The sequence below is a fragment of the Methanothermobacter sp. genome, assembly GCF_030055425.1.
Classification (GTDB): Archaea; Methanobacteriota; Methanobacteria; order Methanobacteriales; family Methanothermobacteraceae; genus Methanothermobacter.
Genome location: NZ_JASFYE010000002.1, coordinates 88,746 through 108,698 on the forward strand (window position 1 = coordinate 88,746; position 19,953 = coordinate 108,698).

General features: G+C 51.9%; 22 protein-coding genes. 8 read left to right on the forward strand and 14 right to left on the reverse strand.

Going from position 1 to position 19,953, the window contains the following annotated elements:
- Position 1 precedes the first annotated feature (1 nt).
- Positions 2-1,051 carry an ATP-binding cassette domain-containing protein gene (locus QFX39_RS02825; protein WP_300477326.1) on the reverse strand — a complete coding sequence of 350 codons (1,050 nt, stop codon included), beginning with the start codon at positions 1,049-1,051 and terminating at the stop codon, positions 2-4.
- Positions 1,048-1,470 carry a PadR family transcriptional regulator gene (locus QFX39_RS02830; protein ID WP_300477327.1) on the reverse strand — a complete coding sequence of 141 codons (423 nt, stop codon included), beginning with the start codon at positions 1,468-1,470 and terminating at the stop codon, positions 1,048-1,050. Before QFX39_RS02830 ends, QFX39_RS02825 begins: the two co-directional genes overlap by 4 nt.
- Before the next feature lie 291 nt (positions 1,471-1,761).
- Between QFX39_RS02830 and QFX39_RS02835 the strand changes: the two genes are divergently transcribed.
- The 3 genes from QFX39_RS02835 to QFX39_RS02845 are packed head-to-tail and all read left to right on the forward strand — an operon-like array spanning position 1,762 to position 3,184.
- On the forward strand, positions 1,762-2,508 hold the full coding sequence (locus QFX39_RS02835; protein ID WP_300477328.1) for a sugar phosphate isomerase/epimerase: 747 nt from the start codon (positions 1,762-1,764) through the stop codon (positions 2,506-2,508).
- A gap of 37 nt (positions 2,509-2,545) precedes the next feature.
- The gene (locus tag QFX39_RS02840) at positions 2,546-2,746 is read left to right on the forward strand and encodes a TMEM175 family protein (RefSeq protein WP_300477330.1); all 201 of its coding nucleotides are present in this window, start codon (positions 2,546-2,548) and stop codon (positions 2,744-2,746) included.
- Positions 2,747-2,779: 33 nt separating this feature from the next.
- Positions 2,780-3,184: a hypothetical protein gene (locus tag QFX39_RS02845; protein WP_300477332.1), complete on the forward strand. Its 405-nt coding sequence runs from the start codon at positions 2,780-2,782 to the stop codon at positions 3,182-3,184.
- Here QFX39_RS02845 and QFX39_RS02850 read toward each other — a convergent pair.
- The 6 genes from QFX39_RS02850 to ala all read right to left on the reverse strand — a co-directional run bounded on the left by QFX39_RS02850 (position 3,144) and on the right by ala (position 7,708).
- Positions 3,144-3,494, reverse strand: a complete 351-nt coding sequence (locus QFX39_RS02850) for a DsrE family protein (protein ID WP_300477333.1) — start codon at positions 3,492-3,494, stop codon at positions 3,144-3,146. The two genes, QFX39_RS02845 and QFX39_RS02850, sit on opposite strands and share 41 nt — an antisense overlap.
- Before the next feature lie 31 nt (positions 3,495-3,525).
- Positions 3,526-4,950, reverse strand: coding sequence for a bifunctional metallophosphatase/5'-nucleotidase (locus QFX39_RS02855; RefSeq protein WP_300477334.1), 1,425 nt, complete (start codon positions 4,948-4,950; stop codon positions 3,526-3,528).
- A gap of 17 nt (positions 4,951-4,967) precedes the next feature.
- The gene (locus QFX39_RS02860; RefSeq protein WP_300477336.1) at positions 4,968-5,759 is read right to left on the reverse strand and encodes an HAD family hydrolase; all 792 of its coding nucleotides are present in this window, start codon (positions 5,757-5,759) and stop codon (positions 4,968-4,970) included.
- Positions 5,760-5,809: 50 nt separating this feature from the next.
- The gene (locus QFX39_RS02865) at positions 5,810-6,427 is read right to left on the reverse strand and encodes a LysE family transporter (protein WP_300477338.1); all 618 of its coding nucleotides are present in this window, start codon (positions 6,425-6,427) and stop codon (positions 5,810-5,812) included.
- A 13-nt stretch (positions 6,428-6,440) separates the two neighbouring features.
- Complete coding sequence (locus tag QFX39_RS02870) at positions 6,441-6,641, reverse strand: hypothetical protein (RefSeq protein ID WP_147671281.1); 201 nt, start codon at positions 6,639-6,641, stop codon at positions 6,441-6,443.
- Positions 6,642-6,715: 74 nt separating this feature from the next.
- Complete coding sequence (gene ala, locus QFX39_RS02875; protein WP_300477341.1) at positions 6,716-7,708, reverse strand: alanine dehydrogenase; 993 nt, start codon at positions 7,706-7,708, stop codon at positions 6,716-6,718.
- A gap of 205 nt (positions 7,709-7,913) precedes the next feature.
- Between ala and gatA the strand changes: the two genes are divergently transcribed.
- Together gatA and QFX39_RS02885 are read left to right on the forward strand one after the other, a co-directional pair.
- A complete protein-coding gene (gene gatA, locus QFX39_RS02880; RefSeq protein WP_300477343.1) occupies positions 7,914-9,269 on the forward strand; it encodes an Asp-tRNA(Asn)/Glu-tRNA(Gln) amidotransferase subunit GatA in 1,356 nt (451 codons plus the stop codon).
- An 11-nt stretch (positions 9,270-9,280) separates the two neighbouring features.
- Positions 9,281-10,750, forward strand: coding sequence for an AAA family ATPase (locus QFX39_RS02885; protein WP_300477345.1), 1,470 nt, complete (start codon positions 9,281-9,283; stop codon positions 10,748-10,750).
- A gap of 33 nt (positions 10,751-10,783) precedes the next feature.
- On the opposite strand, the gene QFX39_RS02890 is transcribed toward QFX39_RS02885, so the two are convergent.
- The 4 genes from QFX39_RS02890 to sepS are packed head-to-tail and all read right to left on the reverse strand — an operon-like array spanning position 10,784 to position 14,214.
- The gene (locus tag QFX39_RS02890; protein WP_013294922.1) at positions 10,784-11,512 is read right to left on the reverse strand and encodes an ATPase domain-containing protein; all 729 of its coding nucleotides are present in this window, start codon (positions 11,510-11,512) and stop codon (positions 10,784-10,786) included.
- An 11-nt stretch (positions 11,513-11,523) separates the two neighbouring features.
- Positions 11,524-12,198, reverse strand: coding sequence for a 3,4-dihydroxy-2-butanone-4-phosphate synthase (ribB, locus tag QFX39_RS02895; RefSeq protein WP_300477347.1), 675 nt, complete (start codon positions 12,196-12,198; stop codon positions 11,524-11,526).
- Positions 12,199-12,226: 28 nt separating this feature from the next.
- Positions 12,227-12,616, reverse strand: a complete 390-nt coding sequence (locus QFX39_RS02900; protein ID WP_300477348.1) for a CTP-dependent riboflavin kinase — start codon at positions 12,614-12,616, stop codon at positions 12,227-12,229.
- A gap of 2 nt (positions 12,617-12,618) precedes the next feature.
- On the reverse strand, positions 12,619-14,214 hold the full coding sequence (sepS, locus tag QFX39_RS02905) for an O-phosphoserine--tRNA ligase (protein WP_300477350.1): 1,596 nt from the start codon (positions 14,212-14,214) through the stop codon (positions 12,619-12,621).
- Between the two features lie 226 nt (positions 14,215-14,440).
- Between sepS and tfrA the strand changes: the two genes are divergently transcribed.
- Positions 14,441-16,084 (forward strand): fumarate reductase (CoM/CoB) subunit TfrA, encoded by a 1,644-nt coding sequence (gene tfrA / locus QFX39_RS02910; protein WP_300477351.1) that lies wholly within the window; start codon positions 14,441-14,443, stop codon positions 16,082-16,084.
- A gap of 8 nt (positions 16,085-16,092) precedes the next feature.
- On the opposite strand, the gene QFX39_RS02915 is transcribed toward tfrA, so the two are convergent.
- Together QFX39_RS02915 and QFX39_RS02920 are read right to left on the reverse strand one after the other, a co-directional pair.
- Entirely contained in the window at positions 16,093-16,764 is a 672-nt protein-coding gene (locus QFX39_RS02915; RefSeq protein ID WP_300477352.1) for an HAD family hydrolase, read from the reverse strand.
- A gap of 9 nt (positions 16,765-16,773) precedes the next feature.
- Positions 16,774-18,063, reverse strand: a complete 1,290-nt coding sequence (locus tag QFX39_RS02920) for an amidohydrolase family protein (protein WP_300477354.1) — start codon at positions 18,061-18,063, stop codon at positions 16,774-16,776.
- Between the two features lie 158 nt (positions 18,064-18,221).
- On the opposite strand from QFX39_RS02920, the gene hisG reads away from it, so the two are divergent.
- Together hisG and QFX39_RS02930 are read left to right on the forward strand one after the other, a co-directional pair.
- A complete protein-coding gene (gene hisG, locus QFX39_RS02925; protein ID WP_300477356.1) occupies positions 18,222-19,085 on the forward strand; it encodes an ATP phosphoribosyltransferase in 864 nt (287 codons plus the stop codon).
- A 9-nt stretch (positions 19,086-19,094) separates the two neighbouring features.
- Complete coding sequence (locus tag QFX39_RS02930; protein ID WP_300477357.1) at positions 19,095-19,868, forward strand: fumarylacetoacetate hydrolase family protein; 774 nt, start codon at positions 19,095-19,097, stop codon at positions 19,866-19,868.
- The last annotated feature ends 85 nt before the right edge of the window (positions 19,869-19,953 follow it).

Sequence of the window (19,953 nt, forward strand, 5' to 3'; positions counted from 1 at the left end):
GTTACCTCCCTGTAACCTTCATAAAGACATCCTCAAGTGAGGGGTCCCTGGTTGAAATTGAGCTTATCCTGGCATTGTTCCTTATAACTGCCCCGAGGACATCATTTATGGCAGTGTCACAGCCCTCATCCAGTTCAAGTATTATCCTGCCGGTGTGGTGCCTTTTAACCTCCAGTGTAACCGGGAGGGATTCGAGTTCAGCTATGAGTTCATCACTGAGGTCGGTGATCAGCATGCTGAGCTCCTTACCGGCGCAGGCCCCGGATTTTTTCATTTCCTCAATGATCCTTTTTTCGGATTCAGGGGTCTCCTCCTGTATCCTGTCAAGTATGGTGCCAATCTCCCGTGCCCTGAGGGATTCCTCCTCCCTTATAACGGTGTCCTTGAGGCCCTGGGGCGTGTCAAAGGCTGCAAGCAGCCCCTGATTTATTATACCCACATAGTCGCAGAGGAGTTCAACCTCGTACATGTCATGGGAGCAGAGTATGATGGTGTGGCCGCTGCTGTTCAGTTCCTCGATGAGGTCCCACAGCACCCTCTTTGTTGTCGGGTCCAGCCCTATGGTTGGCTCGTCGAGGAAGAGTATGTCTGGCTGGTGTATCAGACTTGCAACCAGGGAAACCTTCTGCTGCTGTCCCCCTGACATCTGTCCAACGGGTTTATCTGCCGCGTACTTTATGTCAACCAGTTCCATGAGTTCATCGATCCTTGTTTCCTTGAGGTCCTCTGGCATTCCATAGAAGTCTGCGCACATCTCCACGTTTTCCCTTGCTGTGAGGTCCTCGTAGAGGCTGACCTTCTGGGGGACCATACCTATCTGCTGTCTCACCTCGTCGGGGTTCTCCAGTATATCATATCCGGCGACACGGGCCGTGCCTGAACTTGGAGGTATGAGGCAGGTGAGCATCTTTATGGTTGTGGTCTTACCTGCCCCATTGGGCCCCAGGAACCCGAAGATAGAGTTCTTCTCTATCTTCATGTTGAGGCTGTCCACTGCTTTGAAGTCCCCGTAGACCTTTGTGAGGTCGTAGGTCTCTATGGCGTATTTCATTCTTCCTCCTCCCTCTCACATGGGAACATGTCGTTCCAGAAGTCCTCCCATATCCTTGAGATGTGGTTTTTCATTATATCACGGATCCTCTCTATTGTTTCACTGCCCAGTGGGGTTATCTCGTAGTACTTGACCCTCTTCTCCCCGTGCATATCCCATGAACCCCTTATGAGTCCCTTCTTCTCCAGGTCGTGGAGTACTGGGTAGATGACGCTTGGACCGGGTGGTTTGATCTCTTGGCAGTGCATCCCCTTGATTGAGTAGAACCTCTCAAGTCGTCGCATTATCTCGTATCCATGGATCCTTTCCCTGCTTATCATCCAGAGGATCATTGTTTTTCCGAATCCCCTCATGAAACTCTTTATTATCTTCTCATCGAACTGCCCCCCCTCTCCATGGGGGCCATTTTCTGCACACATCAGGACATCTCCAGAAAGTGATATATCAATTTTCTGATATATCCTGTTTTATATATACTTTTTGGTGGTACGATGAAGGTAATGTAGGGTAACACCTAAAACAGTTCTTATCACCACACATTGTCCGGTGAAGAGGAACGCCCTTCACATCCAGCCCATGGTCGGGGTCACTGTAGACGTCTTAAAACCGGAGGTACCATGCAGATCCAGGCACCTATAAGTATCTTTCATTTTCAGAGGGAATGGAAACACTCATAAGGCTGGCTGAATAGAAAACCAACCGGGATCTATATGAGGCTCGGATTTTCAACCCTGGCACTTTTCATGGAACCAATGGAGAATATCCTGGAGAAAGCAGAGGAGGACGGCTTTCAGCTTCTTGAAATACTCTGCGAGGGACCCTACTGGCCCCGAAGGCTCCTTGAAGATGGGGCGGCACTGGAGGTATTTGAATCCTTTGACCTTGAAATACTCCTCCACGCCCCCACCATAGACCTGAACCCCGGCAGCATGAACCAGGGCGTAAGGGAGGAGACAGAAAGACAGATGATGGAGACGGTGGAACTCGCATCAAGGATAGGGGCAACAACCGTAACAACCCACCCCGGTCTTGTGCACAGGAGGGAGGAGAGGATAAGGAACGCGGCCCTTAAATTCGCATCCGAAACACTTAAAAACTGCGTGGCCCATGCAGAGGATTCATCGGTAAAGTTCTCAGTTGAGAACATGCCCGGTCGGTTCTCATACCTCTGCAACAGCCCCCGCGAGCTTGCAGAATTCTCAGAGGAATGCGGATCATATGTGACTGTGGATGTGGGCCATGCGAACACCACGGGTTTCCTTGAGGATTTCCTCAGAATGGAGAGAATAGCCCACCACCACCTGAGCGACAACAACGGTGAAAGGGACCAGCACCTCCCCCTGGGGGAGGGAACTGTTGACCTTGAACTCCTCAGGGGGATAGACCGTGGGGTGATAGAACTGAATAACTATGAGGGAGTCATAAAGAGCAGAAGACTCCTGGAATCCTTTTATTGAGGCGTGAAACACGAAGAAGAACAGAATTGAGGGCCTCGTGGATGGAATATTCGCCATTGCAATGACACTCCTTGTTCTCGGCATTGAAGTGCCAGAGGGAATCATAACAGAGTCCTCAATGGCTTCATACCTCACACTCCTCGCCCCCAGGATCTACATCTACTGCCTCAGCTTCATCCTCCTCGGGATTTTCTGGTGGGTTAACCACATGCAATTTGAAAAACCTGAAGGAGGTTGACACGGGTTTCTGTGGATAAACGTATTCTGGCTGATGTTCGTGGCCATGGTGCCATTCTCAACTGAACTCACAGGAGACTATGGAGGACTTGTGACATCCAGGTTCATGTTCCATGTTAACATGCTGATGATAGGCCTCCTGCTATCTGCAAGCTGGTTCTACGACTATAAAAATGGGCTCATGGATCTTGAAAGGGAACAGTACCTGAGGGCACTTAAGAGGAACCTTCTGATGCCATTTGCAGCAATCGTGGCACTCCTGCTAACACCATTCACCCCCGAGTACAGCTCCATTGCCTATGCAATCATGTTCCTCAAGAGGTTCATAGATATCAGGCCTTACATAGGCATGAAATCAGTGACGTGCGCCACGGCGATATTTGAGTTCCTCCAGAATATCAGGGCCTTATATAGGCCCATCCATCGCACTGTTTTCTGACAATCTCACCTACACCCGAGGATACGGTATCAACACCATCAACAAGTTTCCCTGAGGTTATACCCAATGCCTTCAGGGTGTTGGAACAGGCAGCGAATCTGACACCATCATCAATGAGCTCATCGATCATATCTGAGTACTCCGAGTCCCTCATGAGGGCACTGACACCCTTTGAGTACGCCACAACCTCAATCTCAACATTCTGAATGTCGGCCATCAGGTTCCTCACATTGGCAAAAAGCAGCAAAACCCTCTCATCGTCATCCTCATCAAGGTGGAATACTGCACGGTAAACTCTCTCATCATCCATCATGATCACCAGAGCTTTTGCTGGAAGACAATCATACTGGTGTTATCCTCCCATCGAGTTCGGCATTAACCGGGCTGTTCTTCTCAATGTACTCCCTGAGGGCGTCAACGGCCCTGATGTCCATCTCCTCATGGTTCTCACCGTAACGTGATGGCACACCCTGACTGGTTACATAGACTGCAGTGTAGGTTCTATCTGGATCAAGGGGCTTCCCGTTCACGAATACCTTCTGTATCCGGCTACCGGGCGGGTTCTCTATCTTGAAGTAGATCTCGAGGCCCATGCACCTCTTGAGGTAGCCCCCCATCTGCCTGTAGGGGTCCCTGGAGAATGTGAGCTCAATGTTCTCCTCCATCATCTCCAGGATTTCCCTCCCCAGAAGTTCAACACGGGATACCGGGGGATTAACAGGGATCATGTTCCAGAGGTCCTCAACCCTGATATCCCCAGGGGGTACCGGGGCACCGTAGCGCCATCCATTGGAGAATGCAAGTTCAGATTCACCAACACCCATTATCGCCTTGAGTAGAAGGTTGTCCATGGTTGACTCAAGTATGGTGTACCTGTTGAGATGCGTCCTTGTTGAACCCACGGTGGCCTCAAGGTAGTCCCTGTCCACATCAGACGCCCTCATGACCAGCTCCTCAACATCATCATTTGACGGCCCCCTGACCCTTACAAGTTCGTGTTTGAATTTCCGGACACCACCATCAACCTCAAGGTCAAGGCGCCCAATGAATGAGCCATGGCACCCTGACTGTATTATGATGGTGTCATTGACAATGAAGGGCCTCTCAAGCCTGTTATGGGTATGGGCGCTAAGAAGCACGTCTATACCATCAACATCCGCTGCCAGCTGGCACTCCTGGGGGAAACCCAGATGTGATATGACCACCACAAGGTCCACCCTCTCCTCATCACGGAGCACCTCTATCCAGTAGGGGAGTTCATCACGTCCAAGGGTGAACTCAAGGCCCTCACTGAACCGTGGCGGCATCACCTTATCCACTATATTGGATGCTATCCCCACAACCCCCACCTGGAGGTCACCCCTCTCCACTATCTCATATGGTCTAAAAGCAAGGCGTTCTGTACCCTCATGGTAGCAGTTTATTGCAAGAACAGGATGATTCAGTTTTCCCGCCACTTCCATGAATCTTCTGGGTCCATAGGCGAACTCCCAGTGGGCTGTCATTGCATCAAAGCGCATTTCATTGAGTATGGGGATAAGGGCAGCGCCCTCACTCTTCACGGCATGGTATGTGCCGTGGATGGTGTCACCACAGTCAAATAGTAGTGTTGGTCCCTCTTCACGTATACCAGCCACAAGGCCCGCTATGTGGTGGTAACCCCCCAGGGTCTCATACCTTACGTCTCTGCCCTCCCAGAAGAGTTCCGGGTGGGATTTGAGGTATCCGTGGGTGTCATTCACCTGCACGATGCACAGTTCACTCAATATCAGCCCCCCATATTTCAGAATTCTATATCCAGAACCTCCCTTATGTTATCAACAACGTAGTCGGCAGCCTCAATCAGTCTCTGAGGCACAGGTTCCCTCTGCTGGAGTGTTAAAACTCCCACATCAGCTTCCCTCAATGCAAGGATATCGTTGAGGCCGTTACCCACCATCATGACGCTGCTGTACCTTCTCTTCAGCTCCTGGATTATCTCTGCCTTCCTCTCGGTGTCGGCGGTGTCAAAGACGTTCTCCTGGGGTATCCTGATGATCCTTGCAAGTTCCCTCAGTGACCCCCGCCGGTCCCCCGATGCAATGTACATGTGGATTTTTCTCTTCCTGAGTTCCTCCACAACATCCGGGACCTCCGGGAAGAGCTTTCCACCTGCAGTTATTGTGAAGTCAACCATGTTTCTGTCAATGTTGACTATGAAGCCGGATCCACTGCATATCTGTATGTTGTAGTTCTTCCTGGAAACGGCATCTATGGTGTCCTGTATGTCCCTGACAGTTGCAGGGTCATCCCTGAGGATATCCATGATCTCATCAGAGGTAACCGCGGTGTTGGCGTAGCTGACATCGAAGTCTATGCGGTTTCTCTTTATGAACTCATATATGGTCTGGTCGGGTTTTGCATTTACAATACAGGTTGCGGGGTCGGTCTGAAGCACAACAAGGGCCCTTCTGTCCCTGTAATCCACAATATCAAGTGAATTCATCCTGTCACATATCTTACCTGTTTTAAGGTTCTTGAGGGCCCTGTACCTTCTTATGAGTGTCCCTGAGTTATCAAAAACAGCCGCCTTCATCAGTTACTACTATGCATTTCATGGTATTAATGATTTGAGGCGTGATTGTATTATATCCCAGTTAAAGCATTCACAAAGAAGTAGGCTCCCACTATAATCAGAAACCCGTTACATACTGCCATAATTGCCCTGTAGACATTCCCAGACGTATCGAATGCCCCTCTGGATGATAGAAAGGATACCAGGCTGTACCAGGCAAGGTCGGATGACCAGTGACCCACCAGGAAACCTGCAAGTCCAGCAGCACCTGCAAGTTCAACTCCACTGTACATGAGGGCGGCCCCAACAGCACCCCACCATATAAAGAAGTAGGGGTTGGAAAAACTTATCACTGCTCCCCTTAGGACAGATCCCCCTGCTGGAATATCCCCTGATGATTCGTCCCTGGACCTCAGACCCCTGATACCGGTCCAGATGAGGACTGAGCCACCTGCAATCCCAATGAAGGAGGATGCGGACTCTGATGAGAGGAGGTAGCCCATACCCATGAATATCAGAACAACCAGAATGGCCTCACCCAGGATGTGGCCGGTGACAAGGAGGGGCCCTGCCCTGAAACCCCCCTGAATGGAGTCCGAGACCGTGACAGTGAGAAGGGGGCCGGGGGCCATTGCCCCTGAGAGGCCTATGATGAAGGATGTTACGGTAAATAGGATCACACTGAGCATTCTTCTCCCAAGCCTAATTGTACCTGTTAAGTATCTTCATGATCTCAGTGAGGTGACGGTCAATCTCCTCTATCTCATCCTTCCTGAGGGCCCGGGTCCTTCCGAGTATCCTTATCCTCTCGAACACATGGTCCATCCTTACGAGGAGTTCATGCATTGATGTCCTGGTGGGGTACATGATATCACAGCTCCGGTAACTAACTGTGTTCACCATCCTATATAGCATCTTTTCCTGGGGGCAGTGAATGGGACCAAACCCTTGTGATCAGGGTTTTATACCACCTTTTCTCAGCCCTGCAGGTCAACCTCCAGGCCCTCACCTGACTCAGCAGCCCTCTCATAGACCATCCAGGCTGTTGTAACATCCTGCAGGGAAAGTCCGGTTGAATCAAATACTGTTATATCCTCACCTGATCTTCTGCCCTCAATTTTACCTGTTATCACATCCCCTATCGCCCCCTGGAGGTCCTCCTCTGTGATAAGGCCCTCACTGAGGGGCACGTTTATCTCTCCACTGTGGGATGCCTGTTCCCAGTTGTCATAGAATACCCGCCCCCTTTTGAGTATGAGGGGGTCCAGTTCCTGCTTTCCAGGGGCATCCGCCCCCATGGCACATATGTGTGTCCCTGGTGTTATCCAGTCAGCCTTCACCAGGGGCTTCCTTGAGGGGGTGGCAGTTACAACTATGTCCCTCCCCTCCACAGCCTCCCTGATATCCCGGGCAGGTTTGACCCTGAACCCATAGACCTCAGAGGCTTTCCCTGCGAATTTATCTCGCTGGGATGGTGTCCTGCAGTAAACATAGGCCTCCTCAAGGTCTGCGACCCTGCTGATGGCCATGAGCTGTGTCCAAGCCTGTCTCCCGGCACCCACCATCCCCAGTGTTGAGGCCTCCCGATCTGCAAGGTACTTCACGGAGACCCCGCCGGCTGCCCCGGTCCTCATATCGGTTATATATGTTCCATCCATGAGTGCAAGGGGGAACCCGGTCCTTGGATCGACAAGCTCTATGACAGCCATGACCGTCGGGAGGGAATGTTCACGGGGATTTGAGGGGTGGACATTCACGCACTTAACACCCGCCATTTCAAGTTCCTCAAGGTAGGAGGGCATCACCCTGAGGTCCCCATCGTATTTCCTGAAGAATAGGTACATCTTGGGGGGCATCTGGACACGGCCAAGAGCATCCTGGACAAAGGCGTTCTCAACGGCCTTCAGGCAGTCATCCATGGTCAGAAGACCCTCAACATCACTTTTTTTGAGTATAATGGTTTTCTCCATCACTTCACCCTTTCCATCCATTCCATATCCTAGATCTTGGTCATCTTCACATTTATTAATGTTGAAAATGAAATTAAACCCAGATAGGAGGGTGACCAGGCACCTGCAGATACCTCAGGATAACCATCATGGAAAGCCAGGGACCCTCACATGCAGGTCTTCAGGATAACCGGTTTACTCAATGATAGGATACGGGTGTTTGGAAATGGAAATCATGGATAAGGTTGAAATGATTAAGGATCATGGCATGACCGCATCAGAGAACCTTGAAAGGTTCATCAGGACAATAAGGGCAAAAAATGATGACATAAACGCATTTATAGAGGTCAGGGAGGAGGAGGCCTTCCAGAGGGCTGAGGAGATAGACTCAAGGATAGCCTCCGGCGAGAGGACAGGTAGACTCGCGGGCCTGGTTATAGGTGTTAAGAGCAACATCAACGTGGAGGGATTCACGGTATCCGCAGCGTCCAGGACCCTTGAGAACTACACTGGAAGCTACGATGCAACCGTCATAAGGCGCATAAAGGAAGAGGACGGGATAATAGTCGGCATGACCAATATGGACGAATTCGCAGCAGGGAGTTCAACAGAGACATCATTCTTTGGCCCCACAGACAACCCCTCTGCACCTGGAAGGATACCCGGTGGTTCCAGTGGGGGAAGCGCCGCTGCCGTTGCAGCCGGGATGTGCGACATTGCACTGGGATCGGATACCGGGGGATCCATAAGGAACCCGGCCTCCCACTGTGGGGTCATGGGGTTCAAGCCAACCTATGGGCTGGTTTCAAGGCAGGGGCTCCTTGACCTTGCCATGAGCTTCGACCAGATAGGACCCCTTGCAGCTGACGTATCTGGCCTTCAGCTGACCCTTGAGGTGATATCAGGCCATGACCCCACCGACCCAACAACCATTTCAGAGGACCATGAACTCGGCGTGGATCGTGAACTGAAGGATATGCGCTTCGGGGTCGTGAAAGAGTTCCTTGAGGTCACCGATGAATCGATAGATGCTGCCATCCAGGGGAAACTTGACCTGATAGGGGATGAGGGGGCTGAGATAGTGGAACTTGATTTCAGGTATATTGACCTCTGCCTCCCAACCTATTACCTCATAAACTATGTTGAATTCTTCTCAGCCACAAGGAAGTACGATGGCAGGAAGTATGGCCACAGGATAGAGGATGTATGCGGACCTGAGGTGCTCAGGAGGATACACATGGGCTCCTACATCAGCCAGAAGGAACTATCTGGTAAATACTACAGGAGGGCCCTCCAGGCAAGGTCACTCATAAGGAGGGAGATAGAGGGTCTCCTGAAGGACGTGGACATAATACTGGGCCCCACAGTCCCTAAACTCCCCCACAGGCTTGGAGAGGAACTTGAACCAATGGAGATGTATGCCTATGATGTTCTAACAGTCATAGCCAACCTTGCAGGTATACCAGCTGCAAGCATGCCTGCAGGTGACGCTGATGGGGTCCCTGTGGGTCTGCAGCTCCAGGCAAAGCCAGGCGACGATGGAATGATACTCTCTGCAATGAGGGGTATAGCCTCCCTTTAGAGTGAGTTTACATGAGGATTGGACTCGCATACCTGAGGGGCTCTGTACCGGCCTTTGAGGATTTTGGATTTCTACCCACCGACCTGGTTAAGGAGAATGGCCTCGTGAATGGTGAGAGGGCCCACAGGGTCCTTGATGGCATCATAATACCCGGTGGGAGCATAGTTGAGTCTGGAAGTCTATCAGAGGACCTTGCATCAGAGATAAGGAGGATGGCTGCTGAGGGGAAATTTGTCCTGGGCATCTGCTCAGGGTTCCAGGCACTGGCAGAGAGGACGGATATAGGGAGAAAATCGCCGTGCCCCATATACAGGGAGGGTCTGGGGCTCCTGAATGTATCATTTCACCCGATGATAAGCAACGACCGTGTTGAGGCCCTTATCACCGGTGAATCGTTTCTCACCTCAGGTTTAACCGGTGAGAGGGTAACCGGTTTTCACTGCCACACCTACGGTGAGATAAGGGGGGATGCGCCTGAGATAATGCGCTCCATAATAAGGAGGGCCGATTACAGGGACAGGAGGCTTGAGGTAACCTCCGGGGTCTGCAGTGATGATGGAAACGTCGCAGGTACCATGGTCCACGGGGCACTGGATGAGAACCCCGCCCTTGTGGAGAACATACTGGAGTTTCTGGGTGCCGGTGAGGATGCAAGGGAGAGGATAATGGAGAAGAACAGGGAACTCAGAAAAACCCTCAGGTCAGAGATAGGCGTGGAAACAGGTATAAACGTTGAAGAAAGAGTAAGGGAGACCAGGAAGACCCCTCAGGCCATCATGATAGCATCCACAGGCTCGGATGCAGGGAAGACCTTCATAGTCACCGGCCTTGCAGGGGCCCTCAGGAGGCGGGGTCTCAGGGTGGGGGTCATGAAGGTGGGCCCTGATGTGAGGGACATAGTACCGGCCCTCTACCTCATAAAGGAGCCCATGGAGGAACACTCCTCCATAAGGATAGGGCACCTGGGGTGGATGGACCTTGAGGATGCCCTGGAATCGGTGAGGGGAAGGTATGATATAATACTGATCGAGGGTGTTATGAGCATATTAACAGGGCTCCTCAATGAAACCGTACCCTACTCAGGGGCTGAAATCGCTCTTGCAGCCGGAATCCCGGTTATAATGGTGGCCGGCTGCAGCAGGGGCGGGGTGGAGTCCGCGGCCGTTGACCTGGACGCCCATATAGGTGTCCTTGAGAAACTTGGGGTTGAGGTCCCCCATGCCATCCTCAACAGGGTCTATGACATGGATATATTCGAGAGGGCCTCAGGGGGGAGGTACCTTGCTCTGCCCAGGGTTAGGATGAGCATGAGGGGCGGCACCCCTGAGGTTGAGATAAAACTTGAGGACTTCTGCATGAGGGCAATGGAGGCTGTTGAGGAGAACCTTGACGTGGATCTTCTAATATCTGAGGCAGCGGAACCAGAATTCAGGGGATACACTGACCTTGAGGAGATAATGAGAAGATTCAGGAAAAATTAGGTTATTTTTTTAAGTAAGACGAAATAGTGGGGGTTAAATTTCAAGATCCTCCTCAGGGATCTCCTCCCCCTCTGTTATTGTTATACCCTCCTCTCCCCCTATCTCATAGGTGAGGAACTGGAGGGGTGTCTTTGTGCTTCTCATCTTAACTATGTCCATTATACGCTCCCTTCGACCCGTGTAGGGGTTCTCCCTCCTGCCGAGCTTTATGGCACCATAGACCGAGAAGAGGGCAAGTTCATTGAATTCTTTGGAGGTTGCGCTGTCAAGTATGATGACAGAGGTTATCCCCCTCTGCTTGAGCTCATATACCAGGAGGTCAAACTGGTTCCTGAACTCATATGCTGTTAACTTGGCTGTGTAGCCCCCAAGACTGTCTATAACGACCACCTCAGCCTCAGGGGGGATGTCGTGTATTATCTTGGTGAAGTTGCCCTTCATTGGGTCCATGTCCATGCTGAGCTCGGCCTCTGTTATCCTGGCCCTTATACCGGTCAGTTCAATGAAGTTGAGGAGTCCCCTCTCCTCAAGTTCCTGGGTGTTCCAGCCAAAGGAGTTTGCCTGGATGTGGAGGTCATTGGCGTCCTCCTCGGCTGTGATATAGACCGTGTTGTATCCCTCCATGCAGCTGCTTATTGCAAAACGCAATCCAAAGATTGTCTTCCCGCATCCGGGTTCCCCGGTTATGAGGACGGATCTGCCCATGGGGAAGCCGCCTATTGTGTCATCAAGTCCACTGATTCCTATTTTCAGCCTATCCATAAGAAACACCTCTAAGATCTGAATTCCATGTATGATTCAATGAGGTCTGCTCCGCTCATGAATATGAGGTCGTGTTCCTCTGCATATTTCATGGCGTCATCTGTTGAAAGCGCATTACCGGTCCTGTCATCCATCATCTCACAGCAGACCGCAACTCCCTCAAGCCCGGCCATCTCCATGAGTGCTATGCTCATCTCGGTGTGGCCCCTCCTCCTGGTCACATGGCCATCAGCGGCCCTCAGGAGGGTGACATGGCCTGGTGACCTGAAAAGATCCCCGAACTCATGGTGTTTTTTGTTTTTACAGAGCTCTGCAAGCTCCTTTATGGTTAAAGCCCTGTCATTGTCGGTTATTCCCGTGAATGTCCTCCGGTGGTTCACTGTTATGGAGAACGCCGACTTTTCATCGTAGGGTATATCGTGGGGTGATAGCCTGCTGAGTACCGGGTAGCGGCCTGAGGCCTCATTCATTATATCGGTCATGTAGGGTATGCCGAGACTTTCTGAGTTCTCCCATGATACAGGTACACATATGAGGCCACCTGCATCGTTCCTCATGACCCTGATATGATCGGGGGTTGTTTTTTCAGCAGCAACAATCATATCTGTTTCCCGTTCACGGTTGTCCGCGTCGAATACAAGGACCATTTCTCCCTTTCTGAGTGCTTTAAGGGCTTCCTGAATCATATGATCACGACTCTGTTGTATCACTCAATTAATCTGATGATTCATCATCCATTATCTTTAGGCTAACAGTATCTCCATCTCTTAATTTAAGGGTTTTTCTGAGGTTTACAGGGGCAACAAATTCAAGGCACACATCCCTGTGATGGGTTTTAACAGGGAACAGAATGGCTCCATCAACCTCATCGTTCAGCACGGCCCTAACATAGAGCACATCCCCGAAACCGCCACCACCATGTATTTTATCAGCCTTAAGGCGCAGTTTCCTGACGATTTCAGGGGTACCGGTTTCTATGTTGAGGGTGCCGGGGAATGGTTCGAAACCCAGTTTCTCCCTGAACTGTTCAAGGTAGACGTCCCGCGTCATGAAGTATGCGCCCTCACCGAAACCTGACCTGACCCTTCCGGTTATGATCATCATGATCACTCCAGCCTGCCCCTTACCGTTGAGAAGAGGGGGCCCCTCAGGTCTATCTCACGGTTTCTGCCTGTTATGTACCTCATGGCCACATCATCCAGGATGAGGTTCAGGTCAGAGAGGGACCTTGCTATCGTGCTCCTCACCTCAACCTCATCGGCGCCGCTCACAGCCATCTCCTCCACCCTGTAGGCTGCCTCGGCTGCAAGTGCATCCATGTAGGTTATCCCTGTGTTGAGGCCATCCCGCCGGGCGCTGGCTATGAGTTCGTTGTCCAGTTCAGTCCCGGGTGGAACACCCAGTATGTTGCCATCGTGGATGTAGATGGTGTTCCAGACCGCCGGTCCAAGGAGCCGTGTGTTCTCCTCATCCTCAACTGCCTCCACCCTGATCCTCCTCCCAAGGAATTCACCACTGTAAACCTCAAAGCTGCAGGGTGACTCTGCGTCTGCATGGGCCCTCCAGGTTTCAATTATCCTCTCCATCAGCATCCTGCCATCTGAGGTTACAGGGTGGAGGTTTATCCTGAGCATGCCGGCGATGTCCCTGTCGGTGAGACTCCAGGGGCCATGGATCTGGGGGTAGACCATCTCCCGGACGTCATCCACCTGGTTGAGTATCATGGCCACACGTTCAACACCCACCCCGAGGTTCATGACCTCCTCGTCTATACCGTACATTGAGAGTGCTATGGGGGAGTATAACCCGAAGGTTGCAATTTCAACCCAGTCCCGGAGGCCAGGGTGGTAGGCGTAGACCTCTGTCTGGGTCCCGGGAATGTAGTACTTGGATTTCTTCTCATCAGGCAGAAACTTGAACCTTGAGAAGCCGAAGTGCTCAAGCAGGCCCTCGGCCACTGCCTTCCCAACGTCGAGGGGGACCTCATCGTCCACAAAGACACATGAGGCTGAGTGATAGGTCATGAGGTGACTTGAATCCTCCCTCTGCTCCCTCCTGAAGCACCGGTCAATTGAGAAGAGTTTCAGGGGGAGGGGGTACCTGTCATGTATGTTCTGCAGGGATATGAACCATCCGGAGGTCATATGGGACCTAAGGGTTGTCCTACCTGCCACGGGCTTGAGGTCCCTTATCTCAGGGAACACCCTCTCGATGATCCTGAGGGCGTCATGGCTTTCAACCTCAAGGGCCCCGGATACCTCAAGGACGAGGTCGTCCCCTGAGATGTCACCCTTCTTGTAGGACCTGAAGACCTCCTTGAGGCTCTGGATTCTGTCCTCTGTCACCTCAACTCCCATATCCTCTATCATCCGGATCTTATCAAGGCCCAGGCCTATGTCTGGCCTTGGAAGCCCCCCCAGGTAGAAGCAGCGGTCCAGGACCGCCGGGGCCTCGGGGCCGAACTGGCGGTATATGTGCTCCTCGTCTATGAATACCGGGTTCACCATCTCACTGAAACCCAGCCTGAGGTAGGCCTCCCTTATCATCCAGATGGTGTCATAGAGGATGTGGGATTTTCCCACACCAAACCTCAGGCGTGGATACTGCATGTCATGGTGGGGCTTTTTAAGGAGCTTCCCGCTCTCAAGCCATGCCCTCTCAAAGTCCCTCCTTGATAGTTTAACTATATCCTTCTTCTTCAAATGGAACCCCCGTGATCTTTATGGTATACGTAATAGGGATCATCAAGTGCGATGAGCCGGGTTATCACCCATCATGAGATGCTTCCGTTAAATTAGCCAGTTGAAGGTGCCTTCAGTTTTCCCACCGTCACCTTCAACAGGAAGGGTGATCTTTCACTTCCCATATTCATCACCTTAACATATTGACTGCCAAACCTTATAATAATGAATGTTGAAAATAATCTCCATGGAAAGCGAGCTTTACGAATGTGATGTTCTCATAATAGGCTCAGGCGGAGCCGGCTGCAGGGCAGCAATTGAGGTTTCTGAACACAAACTGACACCAATCATAGTTTCAAAAGGTTTATCATTCAAATCAGGATGCACAGGAATGGCTGAGGGCGGATACAACGCCGCATTCGCATGCGTTGATCCAGAGGACAGTCCCGATGTCCACTTTGAGGATACAATGAGGGGCGGGGGATTCATCAACGACCCCAGACTTGTCCGTATACTGGTGGACGAGGCCCCTGACAGGCTGAGGGACCTTGAAGAATATGGTGCACTCTTTGACCGCCAGGAGTCAGGCCTCCTGGATCAGAGGCCCTTCGGAGGCCAGACCTACAGGAGGACATGCTACCATGGGGACAGGACAGGCCATGAGATGATCATGGCCCTCAAGGAGGAGGTTATAAGGAGGGACATAGAGACCATCGATGAGGTGATGATAACCTCACTCCTTGTTGAGGATGGCAGCGTCCTTGGCGCCATGGGTGTATCCATCAGGAATTCGGAGCCTGTGGCCTTCAGGGCCTCCTCCACCATACTGGCATCAGGGGGGGCAGGCCACATATACCCTGTGACCTCCAACACCATGCAGAAGGGCGGTGATGGCTTTGCAATTGCCTGGAAGGCGGGGGCTGACCTCATAGACATGGAACAGGTCCAGTTCCACCCCACCGGCATGGTCTACCCTGAGTCACGGAGGGGGGTCCTTGTGACGGAGGCCGTGAGGGGTGAGGGCGGTATACTCCTCAACAGTGAGGGTGAACGGTTCATGGGCCGCTATGACCCCCGAGGGGAACTTGCAACAAGGGACGTGGTTGCAAGGGCCATATACACCGAGATAATGGAGGGCAGGGGGACCGAGAACGGCGGCGTCTACCTCGATGTGAGCCACCTCCCTGATGAGGTTATAGAGGAGAAACTTGAGACCATGCTACTCCAGTTCCTGGATGTGGGCGTGGATATAAGGTCCGAGCCAATGGAGGTTGCACCCACAGCACACCACTTCATGGGGGGTGTCAGGATAGATGAGTGGGGCAGAACCAACCTCAGGAACTTCTTCGCAGCGGGAGAGGTGGCAGGCGGTGTCCACGGGGCCAACAGGCTCGGAGGAAATGCCCTGGCCGATACCCAGGTATTCGGGAGGAGGGCAGGCATATCGGCTGCAAAAAACGCCATGGATTCATCCATGAGACAGGTCAGGCCACTCATTGAGGAGGAAGAACAGCGGATTAAGGGCCTGGTCCGCGATGGATCCATAAGGCCGGCTGAGATAAGGGATGAACTCCATGAGGCGATGTGGAGTGATGTTGCAATTGTGAGGAGCCGGAGGTCACTTGAATCTGCAATGTCCAGGATTTCCACGCTGATGGATAAACTGGGGGACCTTGATGTCCCTGAGACAGGAGGGTTTAACAGCAACCTCCTGGAGGCCCTTGAACTTGAGAACATGCTCATAACAGCCTCACTGGTGACCCGCTCAGCCCTTATACGGGAGGAGAGCAGGGGGTCCCACTACCGGGAGGATTTCCCTGAAACACGCCCAGAATGGAAAAGGAGCATATTACTAAACAGGAAGGGAGATCCTCAGTTCATAGAGAGATGAGCAGTAAGTTAAAACTGCTCAGAGGTCACCATATCCATTATCTCAGGGCTGCGGTAGTCTCTGAAGACATGATCAGCCCCGGCCCGTGTGAGATCTGCCTCCCCGTACCTCCCGGCTGCTATTCCAATCTTAAGGGCACCCACATGGGCCCCGGCCATCATATCGTAGGGTGTGTCACCGAAGAGGACGATTCTTCCCGAGGCCCCCATCTCAAGTCCCCTTTTAACCGCGATTTCTGTGAGCTCCTCCCTTATGGGGCTGTCACTCCCAAAGCCCCCGAATGAGAAGTAACCTGCAATTCCAGCCCTCTCAAGCTTCATGAAGGCTATTTCCTTCAGGTTACCTGTGACAATCCCCATGCAGGCACTGCAGGATCTTAGAGCCTCAAGAAACTCCATAACACCATCTATGAGTCTGATATCATCGTACTGGATGTTTTTTCCCACATAAACTACGAGTTCATGGAGGAAGTCATCCATACCATCATCTATATCCTCTGATTTGAGGCCCAGGAGGCTGAGGACCTCCCTGGCTATTGCAGGGTCTGTTTTTCCATGGTAATCTATGAGGTCAACGGTGGCGTCAACACCGTAGACTTCCCTGAAAGCATGGCTGAATGCCTCCTCATGGACCTCTGAGCGGTGTATGAGGGTTTTGTCTATGTCGAATAGTGCGATCATCTTCCGAACCTACTGTTTTGATGCAAGCTCCTCTGCAGCACCCTCTGCAAGTTCCATGACGTGTTCCTCGTCCAGCACCTTCAGTTCACCCTCCAGTAGCAGAATCCTCCCGTCACATATCACAGTATCAACATCCGCGCCACTGGCAGAGTAGACGAGGTGTGAGGCCGGGTTCCTCCAGGGTGTGAGGTGTGGTCTGCGGGTGTTCAGGACCACAAGATCCGCCAGCATGCCCTCCTCTATGAGGCCAGAATTGACTCCCAGGGCCTTGGCACCATTCACTGTTGCCATCCGGAATACATCCATGGCGGGGAGTGCCGTGGGGTCATGGAGGCTGACCTTCTGGAGCAGTGAGGCGGTCTTCATCTCCTCAAACATATCCAGGTTATTGTTTGAGGCGGCCCCGTCTGTCCCGATGGAGACGTTAACACCCCTCTCCATGAGTTCAGGTACAGGTGAGGGGCCTGATGCCAGTTTCATATTGCTTGAGGGGTTGTGTGAGACCTTCACCCCCCTCTCTGAGAGGATCTCCATTTCATTTTCGCTCAGCCAGACACAGTGGGCGGCCACGGTCCCCGGTCCAAGGACGCCTGTAGAATCCAGGTACTCAACAGGGGACATTCCATGGGCCTCTGAGACCTCCCTGACCTCATTTTCTGTTTCAGATACGTGGATGTGGATACCAACACCGTGTTCAGCCGCCAGTCGAGCGGTTTCTCGGAGGAGTTCCTCTGAGCAGGTGTAGGGGCTGTGGGGTCCAAGGGCAACCCTTATGCGTCCATCTGCCATCCCGTGGCATTCACGGATTATCCGGAGGCTCTCCCTGATCTCAGCCCTCCTCTTATCATCATCCCCCAGGTCTATCATCCCGTGACTCAGAACGCATCTCAGCCCCGCCTCATCCACTGCACGGGCCACTTCATCCATGTAGAAGTACATGTCATTGAAGGTGGTTGTACCTGACCTTATCATCTCCACACATCCAAGGAGGGCCCCTGCATGGCAGTACTCCCCGTTGAGGTGGGCCTCGGCTGGCCAGATATGGTCATTCAGCCACCTGTCAAGGGGGAGGTCATCTGCCATCCCCCTGAACAGTGTCATTGAGAGGTGGGTGTGTGTATTCACAAGACCCGGGATGATGAGTTTCCCGTGGCCATCAATGACGGTGTCAGCGTCACCTGGACTCAGGGTGTCTGAAACCTCCTCTATGGTGTTACCCTCAATCAGAACCGATCCCCTGCGGGGGCCTGCTGCGTCAAGGACCTGGGCGCCATGTATCAGTATGCTCTCATTCTCCATCGGATCACCTTATAACTTATAAGTTTTAACTTATAATCTGGGATGAATCTAAAGCTATTATATAGGTTCCTTAAAAAGAGATATAAGTGATGTGATTCTGCAGATGAGATACATATGTACGGCATTCACAGTAAATATTTGAGTCACCGAGGGATTGAATGAAGATAAGAATAGCGGTTCCCTCAAAGGGAAGGATAAGCGAACCTGCAATAAGGCTACTTGAAAATGCAGGTGTGGGGCTGAAGGATACAATTAACAGGAAGCTATTTTCAAAGACACAGCACCCCCAGATCGATGTCATGTTCAGCAGGGCAGCCGATATACCCGAATTCGTTGCAGATGGGGCGGCTGACCTTGGTATCACAGGGTACGACCTCATAGTGGAGAGGGGGAGTGAGGTTGAAATCCTTGAGGACCTCAACTATGGGAGGGCCAGCCTTGTCCTGGCAGCCCCTGAGGACTCCCCCATTGATAAACCAGGGGACATACCCGACGGTGCGGTCATAGCAACAGAGTTTCCCAGGATAACAGAGGACTACATCAGAAAAAGGAACATAGGGGCCGAGATAGTTGAACTCACAGGCTCCACAGAGATAGCGCCCTTCATCGGGGTGGCGGACCTCATAACCGACCTCAGCAGCACAGGCACCACACTCAGGATGAACCACCTCAAGGTCATTGACACACTCCTTGAGAGTTCAGTGAAACTCATAGCAAACCCTGAAAGTTACAGAAGCAAGGGACAGCTGATAGAGGAGCTCAGAACGGGTATACGGGGAGTTATAGATGCAGAGGGCCGCAGACTCGTAATGCTGAACATAGACAGAAAAAACCTTGATCGTGTGAGGGCACTCATGCCAGGCATGACAGGACCCACGGTCTCTGAGGTGCTCTCAGATAATGGGGTTGTGGCTGTCCACGCGGTTGTGGATGAGAAGGATGTCTTCAACCTGGTGAACAGGCTCAAGGCCGTGGGGGCAAGGGACATACTGGTTGTGCCAATTGAGAGGATAATCCCCTGAGGTGTATCAATGAAGTTCCTCCGGTTTTCAGATGGCGGAAGGGTTCTCTGCGGCTTTACAGACGGAGAAAAGGTATTTCAGGTTGAAAGTGATCAATACCTCCTTGAAGACCCTGAGGTTATCTCGGAACATGATATGGGGGACTTGAGGATCCTCCCACCGGTTTCACCCTCAAAGATTATCTGTGTGGGTCTCAACTACAGGGACCATGCAGCTGAACTTGGAATGGACATCCCCGATGAACCCGTCATATTCCTCAAGCCACCAACCGCGGTCATAGGTCATGGTGATGCAATAGTATACCCTGCAATGTCCTCAGAGGTTGACCATGAGGTTGAACTTGCAGCGGTTATATCAGAAAGGGCAAGGCACGTTAATTCAGAGGAGGCGGATGAATTCATAGCAGGCTACACGGTCCTCAATGATGTAACTGCAAGGGACCTCCAGAGGCGCGACGGCCAGTGGACCCGTGCAAAGAGCTTTGACACCTTCTGCCCCATAGGGCCATTCATAGAAACTGATATCAGACCCAGCAACCTTGACATATCCCTTGAACTCAATGGGGTACTCAGGCAGTCATCCAGCACATCCAACATGATATTCACCGTCCAGGAACTGGTTGAGTTCATATCAGAGGTCATGACACTGGAGCCCGGCGATATCATTGCAACCGGCACACCACCAGGAGTTGGAGAGATGAAACCGGGTGACACCGTCAGGGCCACAGTTGAGGGTGTGGGAACACTTGAAAACAGGGTTGAATCTTCAGATAACATCCAGTGAAAACCATCATCTGAAAATAAGCTTTATTTAATCCCCAAGCCAGCATATTATTTTTTTAAATAAAAGGGTCAGGCAATGAATAAAT